Genomic DNA, 17,309 nt, shown 5'->3' with positions numbered 1-17,309 from the left:
CGATCGGCCGCCGACTCTGTCGGTAGCGGGGCATACACTCGACCAAGCTCCCAGACATCAGAGAGGCGCACGTGGCTGACTCGTTCGTTCATCTTCACAATCACACCGAGTACTCGATGCTCGACGGCGCGGCCAAGGTCGGCGCCATGTTCGAGGAGGCCACTCGGCTCGGCATGACCGCCGTCGGTATGACCGACCACGGAAACATGTACGGCGCCAGCCAGTTCTACAACGAAGCGGTCAAGGCCGGGATCAAGCCGATTATCGGTATCGAGGCGTACATCGCGCCGGAATCCCGGTTCAACACCAAGCGTGTGTTGTGGGGCGATCGCAGCCAGAAGTCCGACGACGTCTCCGGTAGCGGCGCGTATACGCACATGACGATGGTCGCGGAAAATGCGACAGGCCTACGCAACCTCTTCAAACTGTCTTCGCTTGCGTCCATCGAGGGCCAGTTGGGCAAGTGGCCCCGTATGGACGAGGAGCTCATCGCCTCGCATGCCGAGGGCATCATCGCCACCACGGGTTGCCCGTCCGGTGAGATCCAGACGCGCCTGCGACTGGGGCATGATCGTGAAGCCCTCGAAGCGGCAGCGAAGTGGCAGGAAATCTGGGGCCCTGACAATTTCTTCCTCGAAGTGATGGACCACGGTCTCTCGATCGAGCGTCGGGTGCGTGAGGGTTTGCTCAATATCGGTCAGCAGCTCGGCATTCCGCCGCTCGCGACCAACGACTGCCACTACGTCACCAAGGACGCAGCCGAGAACCACGAGGCGCTGCTGTGCATCCAGACCGGTAAGACGCTCTCGGATCCCACGCGCTTCAAGTTCGACGGCGACGGTTACTACCTCAAGTCCGCGGCCGAGATGCGGGCTATCTGGGACAGCGAAGTTCCCGGAGCCTGCGACAACACAGTGACAATCGGTGAGCGCGTCCAGTCGTACGAGGACGTGTGGAAGTTCCACGACCGGATGCCGATCTTCCCGGTACCCGAAGGACATACGCAGCAGACGTTCCTGCGCGCCGAGGTCATGCGCGGCTTGGATCGACGTTTCCCCAGCGGCCCGCCCGAGGAGTACCTCGCGCGTGCCGACTACGAGATCGGTGTCATCAACGAGATGGGCTTCCCGGCCTACTTCCTGGTGGTCGGTGACCTCATCAACCATGCAAAAGAAGTGGGCATCCACGTCGGACCCGGTCGTGGATCCGCTGCAGGTTCGTTGGTGGCGTACGCGATGGGTATCACCAACATCGACCCGCTTCCGTACGGTCTGCTGTTCGAGCGATTCCTCAACCCCGAGCGTGTGTCGATGCCTGATATCGATATCGACTTCGACGATCGCCGTCGCGGCGAGATGGTGCGTTACGCCACCGAGAAGTGGGGCGATGACCGCGTCGCGCAGGTCATCACGTTCGGAACCATCAAGACCAAGGCTGCCATCAAGGACTCCGCTCGCGTGCAGTTCGGTAAGCCCGGTTTTGCTATTGCCGATCAGATCACCAAGGCATTGCCGCCGCCGATCATGGCCAAGGACATCTCGGTATCCGGTATCACCGATCCCAAGCACGAGCGGTACAAGGAAGCTGCCGAGGTTCGCTCACTCATCGACTCCAGCCCGGACGTCGCGAAGATCTACAAGACCGCAGTCGGTCTGGAAGGTCTGATCCGCAACGCGGGTGTCCACGCCTGTGCCGTGATCATGTCGTCCGAGCCGTTGATGGATGCGATTCCGGTATGGAAGCGCGCGCAAGACGGCGCGATCATCACGGGCTGGGATTACCCGTCGTGTGAGGCCATCGGTCTACTCAAGATGGACTTCCTTGGTCTGCGAAACCTCACGGTCATCGGTGACACACTCGAGAACATCAAGGCCAACCGCGGTATCGACATCGACCTCGACACGTTGCCGATGGACGACCCGGCTACGTACGAACTCCTGGCGCGCGGCGACACTCTCGGCGTGTTCCAGCTCGACGGTGGCGGTATGCGTGAGCTTCTGAAACTGATGCAGCCCACCGGTTTCGGCGACATCGTGGCCGCACTGGCACTGTACCGGCCGGGTCCGATGGGTGTGGACGCCCACATCTCGTACGCCAAGCGTAAGAACGCGCTCGAAGAAGTCAGCCCCATTCACCCCGAGCTGGAAGAACCGCTCGCGGAGATCCTCTCGGAGACGTACGGCCTGATCATCTACCAGGAGCAGATTATGCAACTGGCGCAGAAGGTGGCCGGGTACACCCTGGGACAGGCCGACTTGCTGCGCCGCGCTATGGGTAAGAAGAAGCTGTCCGAACTGGAGAAGGCGTACGCCGGATTCCGTCAGGGCATGTTGGACAACAACTTCAGCGAAGCCGCCATCAAGGCACTTTGGGATACCGTTCTCCCGTTCGCCGGCTACGCGTTCAACAAGTCGCACTCCGCCGGCTATGGGCTCGTCTCGTTCTGGACCGCGTACCTCAAGGCGAACTATCCGGCCGAGTACATGGCCGGTCTACTCACCTCGGTCGGCGACGACAAGGACAAGTCCGCTGTCTATCTCGCCGACTGCCGCAAGATGGGCATCACGGTGCTGCCGCCTGACGTCAACGAGTCGCGGGTCGACTTCGCGACGGTGGGGGAGGACATCCGCTTCGGTATGGGGTCCGTCCGCAATGTGGGCGCAAATGTCGTGGCATCCATCATCAAAGCGCGCACGGAGAAGGGTAAGTTCACCGACTTCTCCGACTATCTCGGCAAGATCGACGCGATGGCATGCAACAAGAAGGTCACTGAATCCCTCATCAAGGCAGGCGGATTCGACTCTCTCGAACATCCGCGCAAGGGCTTGATGTTGGTGCACGCCGACGCTATCGATGCCGTCATGAGCACCAAGAAGGCGGAGGCCATCGGCCAGTTCGACCTGTTCGGCGGGTCCGAAGTGGACGAGTCCATCGCGTCGGTGTTCGACGTTCGCATTCCCGAAGAGGAATGGGAAACCAAACATCGCCTTGCACTCGAACGAGAGATGTTGGGGCTGTACGTTTCCGGGCACCCGCTCAACGGCGTCGAACATATCCTCAAGCAGCAGTCCGATACCTCGATTGCCGCAATCCTCGACGGTGGTGTCCAAGACGGTGCGCAGGTCACATTGGGAGGCATTATTGCGTCGGTCGATCGCCGAGTGAACAAGAACGGCCTCACCTGGTGCATCGTGCAACTTGAGGATTTGGTCGGCGGTATCGAGGTGCTGTTCTTCCCTCAGGCATACGCCGTGTACGGCATGGACATCGCGGAGGATGCAATCGTTCTGGTGAAGGCACGCGTGTCTATTCGGGATGACCGTATGTCGTTGATCGGCAACGATCTTGCGGTGCCGGATCTTTCGGCTATCGGTGTGGCACGCCCGCTCTCGGTGTCGTTGCCGTTGCGTCAGTGCACCAAGGACAAGCTGGGCGCGCTCAAGCAAATCCTGACCCGCCACCCGGGCACGTCGGACGTGCATGTCCGTTTGATCGGAAGCAACGAGATCACGATGTGGAAGGTCGACGACGTTCTGCGGGTAGAGCCGTCGTCAGCTCTGATGGGCGATCTCAAGGCGCTCCTCGGGCCTGGCTGCCTGGCGGTTTAGGGCCTCATACAACAAACGTCTCGTTCACCTGGGAAGCCAAGTGAACGAGACGTTTGTGTATGTCCTGAAAGAGCGAAGCGAGAGACTTAGCTGCGGGAGTAGAAATTTCTGCGAACCCACCACGTAACCACCGTCGCGGCGGCGGCGATGAGGACTGCCGGCTGCATGGACGTGGTGATAGCAAGGGTGGCAACAAAGACGACCAGACCGATTGCCAGCGCTTCGAGTTTGTACAGCGGCCACAGTGTGCCGGCGATGTCGACGCTGTTGTCGGTGCTCCGACGTGACACGCGGGTGTCGAAACCTGCGGTTGTCATGAGGTCACCCACCGTCTCTGTCGTCTCTGTGGTCCGTTCTGGACTTTAAGGGTATCCAGATAGCTGGTTTCGGGCAAGCGAACTTTATTGATGGGTGCATCACTGTATCGATCACCGTGCAGTGTGCGTGTTGCGGTGGCCAAGGTCAGACAGTCGGTGTTCACTTGTACCCATGCCAATTACAGGTGAATACGAACCCAGTCCCGCTACGTGGGCAGCAGATCAGGTCGAGCAGATCGAGAGCTCCGGTGGCACCGAGGGGAACGAACTCAACGGGATGGCCGTTGTCATCCTCACGACCATCGGCGCAAAGTCCGGCAAGGTGCGCAAGACGCCGTTGATGCGTGTCGAGCATGACGGGAAGTACGCCGTTGTGGCGTCCTTGGGAGGCGCGCCCAAGAACCCCGTCTGGTACTACAACGTCAAGGCAAATCCGAATGTCACGTTGCGTGATGCGACGCAGGTCTTCGACATGGTTGCGCGTGAGGTAACGGGCGACGAAAAGGCGATCTGGTGGGAGCGCGCAGTTGCGGCATTCCCCGACTACGCGAACTATCAGAAGAAGACCGACCGAGAGATTCCGGTGTTCGTGCTCGAACCCAAGTAGATCTACGGAGGCCCGATGAGTCCGAAATCTGTTGCAGATCAATTGGTTCAACAGCTCGTGGATGCCGGGGTTTCCCGGATCTACGGCATCGTGGGAGACAGTCTCAATCCTGTGGTGGACGCCGTGCGGCGCACCGGTGGCTCTACCAAGGGTGGTATCGACTGGATTCATGTTCGTCACGAGGAGGCGGCCGCGTTCGCGGCTGCGGCCGACGCCCAGATCACCGGCGAGTTGGCCGTGTGTGCGGGCTCGTGTGGACCGGGAAATCTGCACCTGATCAACGGGCTCTACGACGCACATCGCTCGGGCGCGCCGGTCCTGGCGATTGCGTCGCACATTCCGAGTGCTCAGATCGGCATGGGTTATTTCCAGGAAACCCATCCTGAGCGAATTTTTATCGAGTGTTCCAGCTATACCGAGCTGATCAGCACAGCGGCGCAGGCGCCGCGTGTTGTTCAGTCCGCAATCACGCACGCGGTCGCCCGAAGCGGCGTATCCGTGATCGTTCTCCCCGGTGATATCGCCGACTGCCCGGTGGAGGGTGAACCGCCGACGCTGGTCGCAACTCGTCGTCCGACGCTGGTGCCAGACGCGGGTGACGTGCGCGCCCTGGCAGATGTGATCAACGCGTCGCGGAAGGTGGCGATCTTTGCCGGAGCCGGCGTGCGAGGTGCCCGCGACGAAGTGCTCGCGCTGGCCGAGGCGGTCGGCGCTCCGATCGGGCACTCCCTCCGCGGTAAGGAGTGGATTCAGTACGACAATCCGTATGACGTGGGCATGACCGGGCTGCTCGGGTACGGCGCGGCGCACGACGGTATGCACGGGGCCGACTTGTTGCTGCTGATCGGCACAGACTTTCCGTATGATCAGTTTCTGCCGCACACCGTTCGTACTGCTCAGATCGATTCTGCCGCAGAGAAATTGGGGCGTCGAACCAGCCTGGATCTTGCGGTGCACGGAGATGTCGCTGCGACACTGGCAGCGTTGATACCCCAGGTGGAGCGGAAGTCGGATCGAGCGTTCCTCGACGACATGCTCGAGGTGCACAGAACATTGATGACCAAAGTTGTCGGCGCGTACACCGATCCGGTGAAACAGCGCACCCCGATTCACCCCGAGTACGCGGCATCGATTCTCGACGATCTTGCCGCCGAGGATGCGATCTTCACCGCGGACACCGGTATGTGCAACGTGTGGACGGCGCGGTATCTCACTCCCAACGGATCGCGGCGATTCCTGTCGTCGGCCCTGCACGGTTCCATGGCTAATGCGTTGCCACACGCGATGGGTGCGCAGTGGGCGAGTCCTGGGCGACAGGTTATTTCGGTCTCCGGTGACGGCGGTCTGTCGATGCTGTTGGGCGAGTTGGTGACTGTGGCGATGTACAAGTTGCCGGTCAAGATCGTGGTGTTCAACAACTCCACGCTCGGTATGGTCAAGCTCGAAATGCTGGTGGACGGCTTGCCTGATTTCGGAGTCGACGTTCCCGCTGTCGACTATGCGGGCGTCGCGGCTGCGCTGGGAATCTACTCGCGACGGATCGAGAATCCTGCTGACATCGAATCAGGTTTACGTGAGGCACTCGATCACGACGGTCCGGCGTTGGTCGATCTTGTGACGGATCCGTTGGCATTGTCGTTGCCGCCCACCATAACCGGCGGTCAGGTCAAGGGCTTCGCTCTCGCGATGTCGAAGATGGTGATGAACGGTGGCGTCGGCGAGGCCGTGCAGATGGCAAAGTCGAATCTGCGGAATGTGCCGCGTCCGTCGCAGTTCAACCCGAGAGGGTAGGTCAGCGTCCGGCTTGCCAGGATTCCGCAAGCCGCGCGACCAATTCTCCGTGTTGCTGCATCAACTCGGGTTGAAAGCGGCTGGCCGGGGCGCACAGCACCAGCGCTGCAACCGGTAGGCCGTCGGAGCGCCGCAAGGCAGCCCCGACGGCTCGTGTGCCGTCGAATCCCTCGCCGTCGTTCTGTGCCCAGCCGCGCGCTCGGACTGCCGCGAGGGCAGAGTCGGTCAGGCTGGGATCAATGCGCCGCCACGGCTCTACCTCTTCGGCGGGTAGGTGGGCGGCGATAGCGCGCAGCGCCGAACTGGTACGCGCGGGCATCTCGGTCCCCACGGTTACGGACGCTCTGAGAGTCTGTCGGCTTTCGGCGGAATCGACGATCATCAGGCGATCGCCGTCTGGCACGACGAGCATCGACATTTCCCCGGATTGGTCACGAGCTGCCTCGAGTAATGGGCGTGTACCGGTCACAAGAGTTGTGGCTGCGGACTCCCGGAAGGTGGGGAGTATCGCCGGCGAGATGCTCCACCGGCCGTCTTCGGTGCGCTCGAGCCACCGAGCGGAGTGCAGCGTGATCGCCAATCGGTGCGCGGCACTTTTGTCGATCCCAATGTCGCGAGCGAGGTCGCTGACTCCGACGGGCTGCATGCGAGCGATTGCCTCGAACAAGCGGCATGCGTTATGGACGGACTGGATTTCCTTGACGGAGGACATGAAACCACCCTAAGGTCACTATATAACACAATCGTGTTGCAGAGTAACACAGGTCGAAGAAAATGCTGCCGAGAGGGGTGCTTGTGGGTACGGACAAGCTGGGAACCGGCCTACCGTGGGTCGAAGCGATTGCGGATTCGTTCCCGCGCTATTCGTGTGAGACGTTCCATACGGTCGAGCTACCAGCGCTGAACGCAGAAAACGGCAGGCTGGTTGTCGACGACTTGGCCGATGTGCCCCCGCTGGCCTTCCGCGTAGACGGTCTGACATTTACGTGGATCGCCACGGCGGACGGCATCGAAGCGGTCGAAGGTGACGCGAATGCCGCGACGCTCGTCGAACTCGACGAGTCGACGTTCTCCGCATTTCTGCATGAACTCCTGACGGCCAGTGGGTCGGTTCGTACCGGCCGGGCAAAGGTTGTGCGGGGCACAGTGGCGAGCTGGAAACGATGGGAACCGGCAACGCGGGCATTGATAACAGGTCGACCGATCTACACCGAAGCCGTCTGGGACACGTTGATCGATCGCGACGGCACTCCGCTCGATCTGCATCGACGGTTCCCGGTGGACGGTGATCGCGACGAAATGCGCCATTTTCTCGCCACGGCGGGGTTCCTCCATGTCAAAGGGGTGTACACGCCGGAGGAGATCTCGACGCTGCGCGACGAAGTCGAATTCGTGCGGTCCAAGACAACCCCAGGGGATCCGTTTTCGTGGTGGTCCGTCAACGCGGATGGCGAAGAAGTGGTTACTCGCGTCAACTACCTCGGTCGCTATTCGCAAGTGCTGCAAGATCTTTGCTTCGAACCTCGACTGACCGAGTGGGCGCGCTTGGGAAACCCAGCTTTTCGCGTGTGTGACGACCGCCTGGACGGGCCGATGGTTTTCATCAAATCGTCCAACGTGGTCAAGGGTGACGGAGACCTCGGCTGGCACGTCGACGACGGTATCGGTGGGCATCCGGTTCTGTGTCCTCTCATCCAAGGCGGAATTCAGCTCGACTACGCAAATCCCGAGAATGGTCAACTCATGGTCCTGGCGGGATCGCATCGTTACGCCAACCATTGGCGCAAGTGGGGAGAGGAAGGAAACCTGCCGGTGATGAAGCTCGAAACAGAGCCAGGCGACCTCACACTTCACTTTGGCGACGTCATGCACAGCACCCCGCCGCCCACCGGTCCCGACGCTGGTCGGCGGGCTCTGTACTACAAGTTCTCCGAGGAGAAGACCTTCCGATGGGTGCCCTCGCGATGTCACTACAACGACGCACTGTTCCGTGCTGACGAGGACGGGACGGTTTCAGCGCGCGCGGCCACCCAACGCACATGAGGGGGGAGGTGACCGCGATGGAAACCTTGCGCTCGGACGTGCAAAAATGGCGGAGTGTCTAACTCGCCCGATGTCGTAGCTACCAAGTCCACTCTGCCCGCGCTCGATGCGCGGGAAATTGACGCGGCCATCGAGCGAATTCAGAACGTTATTGCGGCTACACCTCTGCAGTACAGCGAGCGTCTGTCCGCGCTGACCGGTGCCAAGGTCTACCTCAAGCGTGAGGACCTGCAAGGTGTTCGCTCGTACAAGATCCGCGGTGCCTACAACCTCATGTCACAGCTGACGGAGGCGGAACGAGCCGCCGGTGCCGTCACGGCCAGTGCTGGAAATCATGCACAGGGTGTTGCGTACGCGTGCCGCACAATGCAGATCCGCGGACGGATCTACGTTCCGGCTAACACTCCGAAGCAGAAGCGTGACCGAATCCGCGCTCACGGCGGTGATTTTGTCGAGCTCTTCATGGTGGGTGAAACGTACGACGCTGCCGCCGCAGCTGCGGCCGAGGATGTCGCCAGGACCGGTGCCACGATGGTTCCGCCGTTTGACGATGTGCGTACCGCTGCGGGTCAGGGAACTATTGCCGCCGAAATCCTGCAGCAACTGGACGCCCCCCTCGACGCGATTGTTGTTCCGGTTGGTGGCGGTGGGTGCATCGCCGGTATTGCCACGTACCTGCACGAGCGTTCGCCGAAGACGTCGATCGTGGGTATCGAACCTTCGGGTGCGGCGTCCATGACAGCTGCTCTGGTTGCCGGTGCGCCTGTGACGCTGCCGGTGGTCGATCCGTTTGTGGACGGTGCGGCGGTCAAGCGGATCGGTGATGTTCCGTTCGAGGTCGTATCGAGGCTCGGCGCTGCCGTGGTCTCTCATGCGTCGTTGCCGTTGGTCGCCAAGCAGTTGTCCGCGATTCCCGGGACCGGATCATTTGTCGTGAACCAGATCGACGAAGGTGCCATCTGCACGGCGATGCTCGAGATCTACCAGAACGAGGGCATCATCGCCGAACCTGCGGGAGCGCTTTCCGTTGCGGCCCTTCAGAATTTGACGCTCGAACCTGGTTCCACCGTGGTGTGCTTGATCTCGGGTGGCAACAACGACGTTTCCCGTTACGGCGAGATCCTCGAGCGCTCGCTGGTGCATCTGGGTCTCAAGCACTACTTCCTGGTGGACTTCCCGCAGGAGCCGGGGGCGTTGCGTCGTTTCCTGTCCGAGGTACTCGGCCCGGACGACGACATCGCGTTGTTCGAGTACGTCAAGCGCAACAACCGTGAGACGGGTGCTGCCTTGGTCGGTATCGAACTGGGCTCGGCCGACGGTTTGGCGTCGTTGCTCGAACGGATGGAGCGGGCGCCGATGCAGTCCGAGCGACTAGAGCCGGGTAGCCCGGCTTATCGGTATCTGACATAACACTTCATGCGCCGGGTGGTCAGGGCAGTAGACGCTCGACCACCTGGCGATGGAGTTCGGGATCGGGCTGGGGGAGTCCGAGCATTGCGGCGAGGTAGAGGCCATCGCCCACGAGGCGGATGATTTCGGCTTGAACGGGATCGGAGATCTCGGCTTGCAGTCCCTGATCCCAGCTGCGCATCACGTCGGTGACGGCTTTCTGGATTTCGTCGTGCTGTCCGTCGACAGTGCGTAGTGCAGCGATGATCGATCGGAAAAGTGATAGTTCTTCGTGTTCGGTTGCTTCCGGGATCTGGAGGTAGAACTCGCTTGCCGAGGTTCCGCCGGCAACAGCATCCGCAAGTTGCTGATCGGAGCGTTCGCCGAGTCTGCGAACCATGGCCGCGAGGAGAGCTTCCTTACTCGGGAAGTGGTAGAGAAGCCCGCCCTTGGACACTCCTGCTTGTGCTGCGACTGCCTCGAGGGTGACCTGTGCGACCCCGTTGACCAGCAGTAACTTCTCCAGTGCGTCGAGAATGCGATCGCGTGTGCCTTCAGCCATGTGATGAAACTGTACCGGGAAATAACTTTACCGCCCAGACGGTTGACTGTTAGTGTTGTCATCACTGTACCGGCTGGACGGTTCAGTGAAATTCTGTTCAGTGAATGCGTAGTCGACTCACGGAAAGTTGCGAGAAGAGCCATGTCAGTGTCGGCAGATCACACGTCTGCAATCAATCCCGAGGACGTTCGGGCAACAAAACGTGACTGGGCAGGACTGGTGGTCCTGGCCTTTGCCGTGTTGCTCATCGCGGTGGACGGCACAGTGCTCGATCTTGCGCTCCCGTTCATCAGCGCGGACCTTGAACCGAGCAGCACACAGTTGCTGTGGATCATCGACGTCTATTCGTTCATCCTTGCCGGTCTCCTGATCACGATGGGTACACTCGGCGACCGCATCGGACGGCGAAAGCTGTTGCTGATCGGTGCTTTCGGCTTTGGTCTGGCTTCGGTCGTCGCGGCCGTTTCCACAAGTCCGGAGATGCTGATCGGTGCCCGCGTGCTGCAGGGTATTTCCGGTGCGACGCTCATGCCCGCGACGCTCGGTCTGATCCGCACCATTTTCGTCAACCCGCGCCAGCGCACCGAAGCCATCGGCATCTGGGGCGCGATGGCCGGCGGTGGTACGGCAGCCGGACCACTGATCGGTGGGTGGATGCTCGAGCATTTCTGGTGGGGCTCGGTGTTCCTGATCAACATTCCGGTCATGATCGCACTTCTCGCGCTCGGCCCGATTCTGATCCCGGAGTCCAAGGATCCCAACCCGGGTCGATTCGACCTGGTCAGCGCCGCATTGTCGATGGCCACGATGCTTCCGCTGGTTTACGCGGTCAAGGAATCCGTGGTGCACGGTATCGATCTGACGATGCTGGGAATTGCCGCGTTCGGTCTTGCCGCGGGTGTTGCGTTCGTCCGTCGTCAGCGCAGTCTGAAGGATCCGATGCTGGATCTGAAACTGTTCTCCAACCCGTCGTTCACCACGGCGGTTCTGACGAACCTCCTCTCGATCTTCGCGCTGGCCGGTGTGCTGTTCTTCGGCTCGCAGTACCTGCAGTTGGTCCTCGGCAACGGTGCGTTCGACGCAGGTCTGCTCATGCTGCCCGGCATGTTGCTCAGCGCCTTTACCGCCGTCGCCGCAGCCTGGCTGGTTCGACGTTGGACAGTGACGCAGGTGCTCAGTGCCGGTCTCATTGTCGCTGGTATCGGCGCGGCGATGCTGCTGGCACTCGGTGTCGACAGCGGGCCACTGGCATTCGTTGCGGGCTTCGGACTGGTTGGCGCGGGTGTCGGTGTTGCACTGACGCTCACCTCCGACCTGGTGGTCAGTTCTGTTGAGCCGGAGCGAGCCGGTGCAGCCTCGGCAGTGTCGGAAACTGCATACGAACTGGGTATTGCACTCGGTGTCGCGATCCTCGGCAGTGTGGTCATGGCGATTTTCCGTAAGGGAATCGACACGTCCATGCTCGACGCGGATCAGGCGCATGCGGCGCAGGGCACACTCGGCGGCGCCATTCAGGAAGCCGCTCACCTGCCTGGCGACGCGGGCTCGGTGCTGGTCGATTCCGCGAAGTCGGCCTTTGTCGACGGTATGCATGTGGCGACCGGTGCGACAGCGCTCGTACTGTTCATCTGTGCGGCGCTGGTTCTGCGGATGCTGCGGAGTACACCAGAGAACGCGAAGCGTTAGTTCTCCAGAACGACAAACGAATATCCAGGTACCACTGTTGCGGACGCGGTCTCGTCCTGTGTCGGTCGATCCCACCAGAGAATGGGGGTTCCGCCGGCCGGGACGTGGGCCGCGTCCGGTCCAAGATTGCAGGCAATCTGTAAGGTGCCGCGGCGCAGCGTTATCCACCGCTTGTCCTCGTCGTAGTCGACATGAAGGTGCCCGAGCCACGGGTCGGTGAGGTCACTTCGGCTCTTGCGCAACGCAATCAGATCGCGGTAGCACGCCAGGATTCGAGTGTGTGGCAGCTCGGTAAGTTCGTCCCAGTTCAGTTTCGATCGCAGGAAGGTCTGGGGGTCTTGCGGATCCGGGATATCGTCGGTGTTCCAACCGTGGGCCGCGAACTCCGCTTTGCGTCCCTTGGCGGTTGCCTCGCCCAGTTCGGGCTCCGGATGCGAGGTGAAGAACTGGAAAGGCGTTGATGCACCCCATTCTTCGCCCATGAACAGCATCGGCGTGTAAGGGGAGAGCAACACGAGCGCGGCCTTGACGGCCAGCTGTCCTGGCGTCAGGTAGGCGCTCGGACGGTCTCCGAGTGCACGGTTTCCGATTTGATCGTGCGTGCACGTGTAGGCCAGCAGCGCACTTGCCGGCTGATGCGTGATGTCGATGGGGCGGCCGTGGACCCGTCCGCGGAATGACGAGTACGTGCCCGCGTGAAAGAAACCGAGGCGCAACGTGTTCGCGAGTGTTTCCAGTGAACCGAAATCCGCGTAATAGCCCTGACGCTCACCGGAGACTGCCGTGTGGATTGCATGGTGAATGTCGTCGTCCCACTGTGCGCTGAGGCCGAAACCTCCCGCCGCCCGCGCGGTGATCAGGGTGGCGTCGTTGAGGTCGCTTTCGGCGATCAGTGTCAGCGGCCGGCCGAGATGGGTGGACAGCGTTTCGGTACGGACGGCAAGTTCCTCGAGGATGTGGGTGCCGGTGTGATCGACCAGCGCGTGGACGGCGTCGAGGCGGAGGCCGTCGATATGGAATTCACGCATCCAGCGCAGTGCGTTCTCGGTGATGTACTCGCGTACTTCACCGGACTGCGGACCACCGATATTGATGGTGCGCCCCCATGTGTTGGCTCCGTCGGTGAGGTACGGGCCAAAGCGTTCGAGATAGTTGCCCGACGGGCCGAGGTGGTTGTAGACCACGTCCAGGAGAACGCCCAGTCCGCGCTGATGTGCTGCATTCACCAAGCGCTGCAACCCATCCGGGCCGCCGTACGCCTCGTGGACGGTGTACCAGAGCACGCCGTCGTAACCCCAGTTGTGAGTTCCGTTGAAGCCGTTCACCGGCATGATCTCCAGGAACCCGATTCCCAGATTCACCAGGTGATCGAGGCGCTCGATCGCGGCGTCGAATGTCCCCTCAGGAGTGAAGGTTCCGATGTGAAGTTCGTAGACCGACGAGCCTGCGAGTTGACGCCCTGTCCAGGCGCTATCGGACCACGCAGCGTGGTCGAGGGTATGCAGTTGTGAGCGTTGGTGAACCCCGTCGGGTTGGCGCGGGGATCGCGGATCGGGAAGGGTTGCCCCTTCGACGACAAAGCCGTAGCGAGCATTCTCGGTGCAATCGACAGCGGCGCGCCACCAACCATCGGAATCCCGTGTCATCGCGTGAACTACGCCGTCGACGTCGACCTGTACTGATTCCGGAGTGGGCGCCCAGACCTCGAATGTGTGCACGGCATCAGCATGCCTGGTTTTGCCCGGTTGTGCCGCGCACTCAGATTTGACTGTGCCGCGCACTCGGATTTGACTGTGCCGCGCACTCAGACGCGACTCGGTACCGGGACCTGTTCCAACGGCACGTCGAAGTCGACGGACGTCGATTGCGCGATCACGGCAATCTGTCTGGCTTGCGAGCCTGCTCCGTCGTCGGCGAGTGCCGTGAGGATGTACCGGCCAGACGAGGGGAGCGCGATTCCGTACCGTCCGGCGTGGTCGGTGAGCGTGGAGGCCACAAATTCGCCGGTCGGTTTGGTCAGCGTGATCACGGTTCCGGAGGTCAGTAGGCCGGCAATGGTGACCTGTCCGGAGATGGTCAGTCGTTCGCCCAACATCACGGTATGTGTTGATTCCGCATTATCGAAGCGTATGACCTGCGACGTCGGTGACCATCCGTCAGCACTGGTCACCACGAGATAGCGCCCGGGTTCGGGCAATGCCAGTGAGAAGACTCCCTCGTTGTCGGCGCGACTCCAGTCCACGGGCGACCCGGCCATGTCCATGACGGTGACGACGGCTTGCTTGACCGGGCGCTTGTCGGCACGAATCACACGCCCTGCCACGACGATGTCGTTGTCGGTGGAGGGGATTTCGAAGCCCTCGGGCGTGACGGGACGTACGGCAGATTCGGGCTTGGCGCCGTAACGCGGAATGAAGGCGGCTGCGGCCAGGGCGGCGACGGCAGCAAGGGCAGCGAGCCAGAAGATGTTCTTGAATGCGTCGAGCGACGGCAGTCCGGCGCCGGGACCGGACGGGATCACCAATGCTGTGAGCATCGCGGCAACTACTGCGCTCGACATCGAGGTGCCCACGGAACGCAGGAGCGAGTTGAGTCCGTTCGCCGACGCGGTTTCCGTGATGGGCACCGACCGCATGATCAGCATGGGCATCGCGGAGTAGGCGATGGCCGTGCCGATGCTGACGACGGCGGCACTGATCACGATCAGCGGAATAGAACCGGTGAGGAAGACGCGGGCCACATACGCTCCGGCGAGCACCACTGCGCCGACCATCAGCGTTGTCTTGGCTCCGAATCGTTTGGTGATTTTCGCGGACACCGGTGCGAAGAAGACCATGGCGAGACCCGCTGGGATCATGCAGATTCCGGCTGCCATTACACCGAGTTCGAAGCCGTAGCCGGAGATTTTCGGCATCTGCAGTTGCTGCGTCGTCGACAGATTGTTGGCGTACATGGAGAAACCGACCATGACTGACGCGAGGTTGGTCAGCAAGACCGGGCGTTTGGCCGAGGTCCGCAGGTCGACCATGGGTTGTGTCACGCGAAGCTCGTAAGGGAACCACAGCGCCAGAACGGTGAAGCCGAGCACGAACATCAGGATTGTCGGCTCGCTGGTCCATCCCCACCGCGCTCCCTTGGAGATGGCAAGGAGGAGTGCTGCCAGGGCAACGGACAGCATGACCGCGCCCAGGAAATCGAATTTTCCGCGGGTGCGCACGCTGGATTCGGGAATGACAAGCGCCACTGCGACTATCAGCATCACGCCGACAGCAGCGGAAAGCCAGAATATCGCTTCCCATCCGAACTGTTCGAAGATCAATCCCGATAGCGGCAGGCCTAGCGCGCTGCCGATTCCGAGGGTGGCGCTCATCAGTGCCGTGGCCGATGCGACCTTGTCCTTGGGTAGCTCGTCTCGCATGATGCTGATGCCGACAGGAATCATCGAGATGGCAAATCCCTGCAATCCGCGTCCGATGAGCAGTGTCACAAACGTGCCGCCGGCAGCCGCGATCAGCGACCCGAGGACGATCATCGCCATCGAAATCAGCATCATCCGTCGTTTTCCGAACATGTCGGCCAGGCGCGAGACGATGGGTGTCGCGATCGCACTTGTCAACAGTGTGATCGTGACTAGCCACGAAGCGTCGTCGGAACTGATGCCGAGAATTTTCGGGAAATCGGGGAGGAGCGGAATGACCATCGTCTGCTGTAGGGCGACCACAGTTCCGGAGAGGCAGAGGATTCCGGTGATGAGTCCGCTGGAACGGCGGGCGGCAGGTGCCGAGTGCAGAGCCAAGGTGGGGGCCTTCCTTGACGAGGTGAATGTGCGTTCACCATAGAGTGAACCACTGTTTACCTCGCTGACGCCACGTAATCCGGTGTGGATTTTGTCACCGCGCCGCATCGGGGTTATTCGACGACGCGGTGGGGAACCCGAATTCCGAGTACTCGTCTCGAGGGAGGAATTCACATGCATGCCCAGGTAGGTGATCGTCTACATGTGCAGGGTCGAGTGGTGGGTCAGCCCGAGACGTCGGCCGAGGTGATCGAGGTGCACGGCGAGAACGGCGCTCCGCCGTATCTAGTGCGCTATGACGACGGACATGAAGTTCTGGTGTTCCCGGGCAGTGATGGTTGGATCGATCATCCGAAAAAATAGATCATGACCTGCAATTATTTTATCTGCATCCGCACTGCATTCAATGCAGTTGGTGGAAAGGGCCGCTAGAGTTCTTCTGTGATCGAGAAGCGGCACTATCAATCGAAGGTTCGCGGCGACGCGGCCCGGCGCACGCGTGAATTGATCCGGGATGCCGGTGCTGCGCTCTTTGTCGACAAGGGCTACGTCAGCGCGACGGCCAAGGATATCGCCGACGCCGCGGGTGTCGCCCCTCGCACTGTCTTCACCGCATTTCCCGGGGGCAAGCTCGAGATCTTCGAGGCGGCATTCAGTCATGCGCTCGAAGCGGAGTCGGGCGACGACAGTGCGCCCGTGCGCCGTGACCACTCTGATCCCGACGACGTCCGGAGGTTGGTTGCGCAGATCGTGGAACAGAGCGTCGGTCTGCTCGAACGGGCCGGTCCACTCATGATGACGGCGGTCCAGTCGTCGGGCGCCGACGCCGATATGCGTCGACTGGCCGCGGAATCTTCGGAACAGTCCTTTGCCAATGCCACGTCGATCGCGGAAGGTCTTTCCGAACACGGACTGTTGCGCAATGACATTTCGGTGGACAAGGCGTCGGGCGTTCTCGCGGCCCTGGTCTCGCCGCACGTGCACCAGCAACTGCGGTCGATCGGAGGCTGGAATGTCAACGATTACCGCGAGTGGCTCGAATTCGCGATTCGGACGAATCTAATGTACTAATCGGTCTGTTTTAGCTAGCATGGCGGGAGTTTTCGAATCTGGGAGGAAATCCAGCGTGCCTTACGCCTTGTTCGGACTCATCACGATGCTGTTGTGGATTTTCTGCATCGTGGACGCCATCACTCGCGACGACGCGTACATCCAGCACCTACCCAAGGTGGTCTGGATTCTGGTGATCATCTTCCTGCCGACGCTCGGGTCGGTGCTGTGGCTGATCGTCGGGCGCGGACATAACGCACCGGCGGGGTACGTCGGATCGACCGGGTACGGCGAATACGAGCGTCCCGGGCGGGCAGTTGCCGCCGATCCGGCCGCGGACGAGGAATTCCTCCGACAGTGCCGTGCCCGCGCCGAGGAGCAGCGACGGATCGCGAAGCAGCAGCGTGGCGACGGCGACGCCGGCCGGATATGAGCCACCGATAGCGCTCTCGTTTCCGGT

14 protein-coding genes are annotated in these 17,309 nt (G+C 61.3%); 9 read left to right on the top strand and 5 right to left on the bottom strand.

Annotated elements, in window-relative coordinates:
* The first annotated feature begins 71 nt into the window (after nt 1–71).
* Nucleotides 72–3,608, top strand: a complete 3,537-nt coding sequence (dnaE, locus tag C7T36_RS01300; protein WP_033230986.1) for a DNA polymerase III subunit alpha — start codon at nt 72–74, stop codon at nt 3,606–3,608.
* 86 nt (nt 3,609–3,694) lie between these two features.
* On the opposite strand, the gene C7T36_RS01295 is transcribed toward dnaE, so the two are convergent.
* A complete protein-coding gene (locus tag C7T36_RS01295) occupies nt 3,695–3,925 on the bottom strand; it encodes a hypothetical protein (protein ID WP_033230985.1) in 231 nt (76 codons plus the stop codon).
* 172 nt (nt 3,926–4,097) lie between these two features.
* On the opposite strand from C7T36_RS01295, the gene C7T36_RS01290 reads away from it, so the two are divergent.
* Both C7T36_RS01290 and C7T36_RS01285 read left to right on the top strand, forming a co-directional pair.
* Nucleotides 4,098–4,532: a nitroreductase family deazaflavin-dependent oxidoreductase gene (locus C7T36_RS01290; protein ID WP_033230984.1), complete on the top strand. Its 435-nt coding sequence runs from the start codon at nt 4,098–4,100 to the stop codon at nt 4,530–4,532.
* A gap of 15 nt (nt 4,533–4,547) precedes the next feature.
* Nucleotides 4,548–6,323 (top strand): pyruvate dehydrogenase, encoded by a 1,776-nt coding sequence (locus tag C7T36_RS01285; protein WP_045070276.1) that lies wholly within the window; start codon nt 4,548–4,550, stop codon nt 6,321–6,323.
* A gap of 1 nt (nt 6,324) precedes the next feature.
* On the opposite strand, the gene C7T36_RS01280 is transcribed toward C7T36_RS01285, so the two are convergent.
* On the bottom strand, nt 6,325–7,035 hold the full coding sequence (locus tag C7T36_RS01280; RefSeq protein WP_045070273.1) for an IclR family transcriptional regulator: 711 nt from the start codon (nt 7,033–7,035) through the stop codon (nt 6,325–6,327).
* Nucleotides 7,036–7,118: 83 nt separating this feature from the next.
* Between C7T36_RS01280 and C7T36_RS01275 the strand changes: the two genes are divergently transcribed.
* Nucleotides 7,119–8,366, top strand: coding sequence for a phytanoyl-CoA dioxygenase family protein (locus C7T36_RS01275; RefSeq protein ID WP_045070271.1), 1,248 nt, complete (start codon nt 7,119–7,121; stop codon nt 8,364–8,366).
* Between the two features lie 54 nt (nt 8,367–8,420).
* Complete coding sequence (gene ilvA, locus C7T36_RS01270) at nt 8,421–9,776, top strand: threonine ammonia-lyase IlvA (RefSeq protein ID WP_033230980.1); 1,356 nt, start codon at nt 8,421–8,423, stop codon at nt 9,774–9,776.
* Between the two features lie 19 nt (nt 9,777–9,795).
* On the opposite strand, the gene C7T36_RS01265 is transcribed toward ilvA, so the two are convergent.
* Nucleotides 9,796–10,317 (bottom strand): TetR/AcrR family transcriptional regulator, encoded by a 522-nt coding sequence (locus C7T36_RS01265; protein WP_033230979.1) that lies wholly within the window; start codon nt 10,315–10,317, stop codon nt 9,796–9,798.
* Between the two features lie 141 nt (nt 10,318–10,458).
* On the opposite strand from C7T36_RS01265, the gene C7T36_RS01260 reads away from it, so the two are divergent.
* Nucleotides 10,459–12,003 carry an MFS transporter gene (locus tag C7T36_RS01260; protein ID WP_033230978.1) on the top strand — a complete coding sequence of 515 codons (1,545 nt, stop codon included), beginning with the start codon at nt 10,459–10,461 and terminating at the stop codon, nt 12,001–12,003.
* Here C7T36_RS01260 and treZ read toward each other — a convergent pair.
* Both treZ and C7T36_RS01250 read right to left on the bottom strand, forming a co-directional pair.
* Entirely contained in the window at nt 12,000–13,721 is a 1,722-nt protein-coding gene (gene treZ, locus C7T36_RS01255; protein ID WP_045071093.1) for a malto-oligosyltrehalose trehalohydrolase, read from the bottom strand. The two genes, C7T36_RS01260 and treZ, sit on opposite strands and share 4 nt — an antisense overlap.
* Before the next feature lie 86 nt (nt 13,722–13,807).
* Nucleotides 13,808–15,799, bottom strand: a complete 1,992-nt coding sequence (locus C7T36_RS01250) for an MFS transporter (RefSeq protein ID WP_033231434.1) — start codon at nt 15,797–15,799, stop codon at nt 13,808–13,810.
* 174 nt (nt 15,800–15,973) lie between these two features.
* Here C7T36_RS01250 and C7T36_RS01245 point away from each other — a divergent pair, with 174 nt between their 5' ends.
* The 3 genes from C7T36_RS01245 (at nt 15,974) to C7T36_RS01235 (ending at nt 17,282) form a co-directional block, all read left to right on the top strand.
* On the top strand, nt 15,974–16,162 hold the full coding sequence (locus C7T36_RS01245) for a DUF1918 domain-containing protein (protein ID WP_033230977.1): 189 nt from the start codon (nt 15,974–15,976) through the stop codon (nt 16,160–16,162).
* A gap of 78 nt (nt 16,163–16,240) precedes the next feature.
* A complete protein-coding gene (locus C7T36_RS01240) occupies nt 16,241–16,870 on the top strand; it encodes a TetR/AcrR family transcriptional regulator (protein ID WP_033230976.1) in 630 nt (209 codons plus the stop codon).
* Between the two features lie 55 nt (nt 16,871–16,925).
* Nucleotides 16,926–17,282, top strand: coding sequence for a PLD nuclease N-terminal domain-containing protein (locus tag C7T36_RS01235; protein ID WP_045070268.1), 357 nt, complete (start codon nt 16,926–16,928; stop codon nt 17,280–17,282).
* The last annotated feature ends 27 nt before the right edge of the window (nt 17,283–17,309 follow it).

It is taken from the genome of Rhodococcus sp. AD45-ID (genome assembly GCF_003023755.1).
Classification (GTDB): domain Bacteria; phylum Actinomycetota; class Actinomycetes; order Mycobacteriales; family Mycobacteriaceae; genus Rhodococcus_F; species Rhodococcus_F globerula.
The sequence above is the reverse complement of the archived record's forward strand: the minus strand, read 5'-3'. Positions and strand labels throughout refer to the sequence as shown.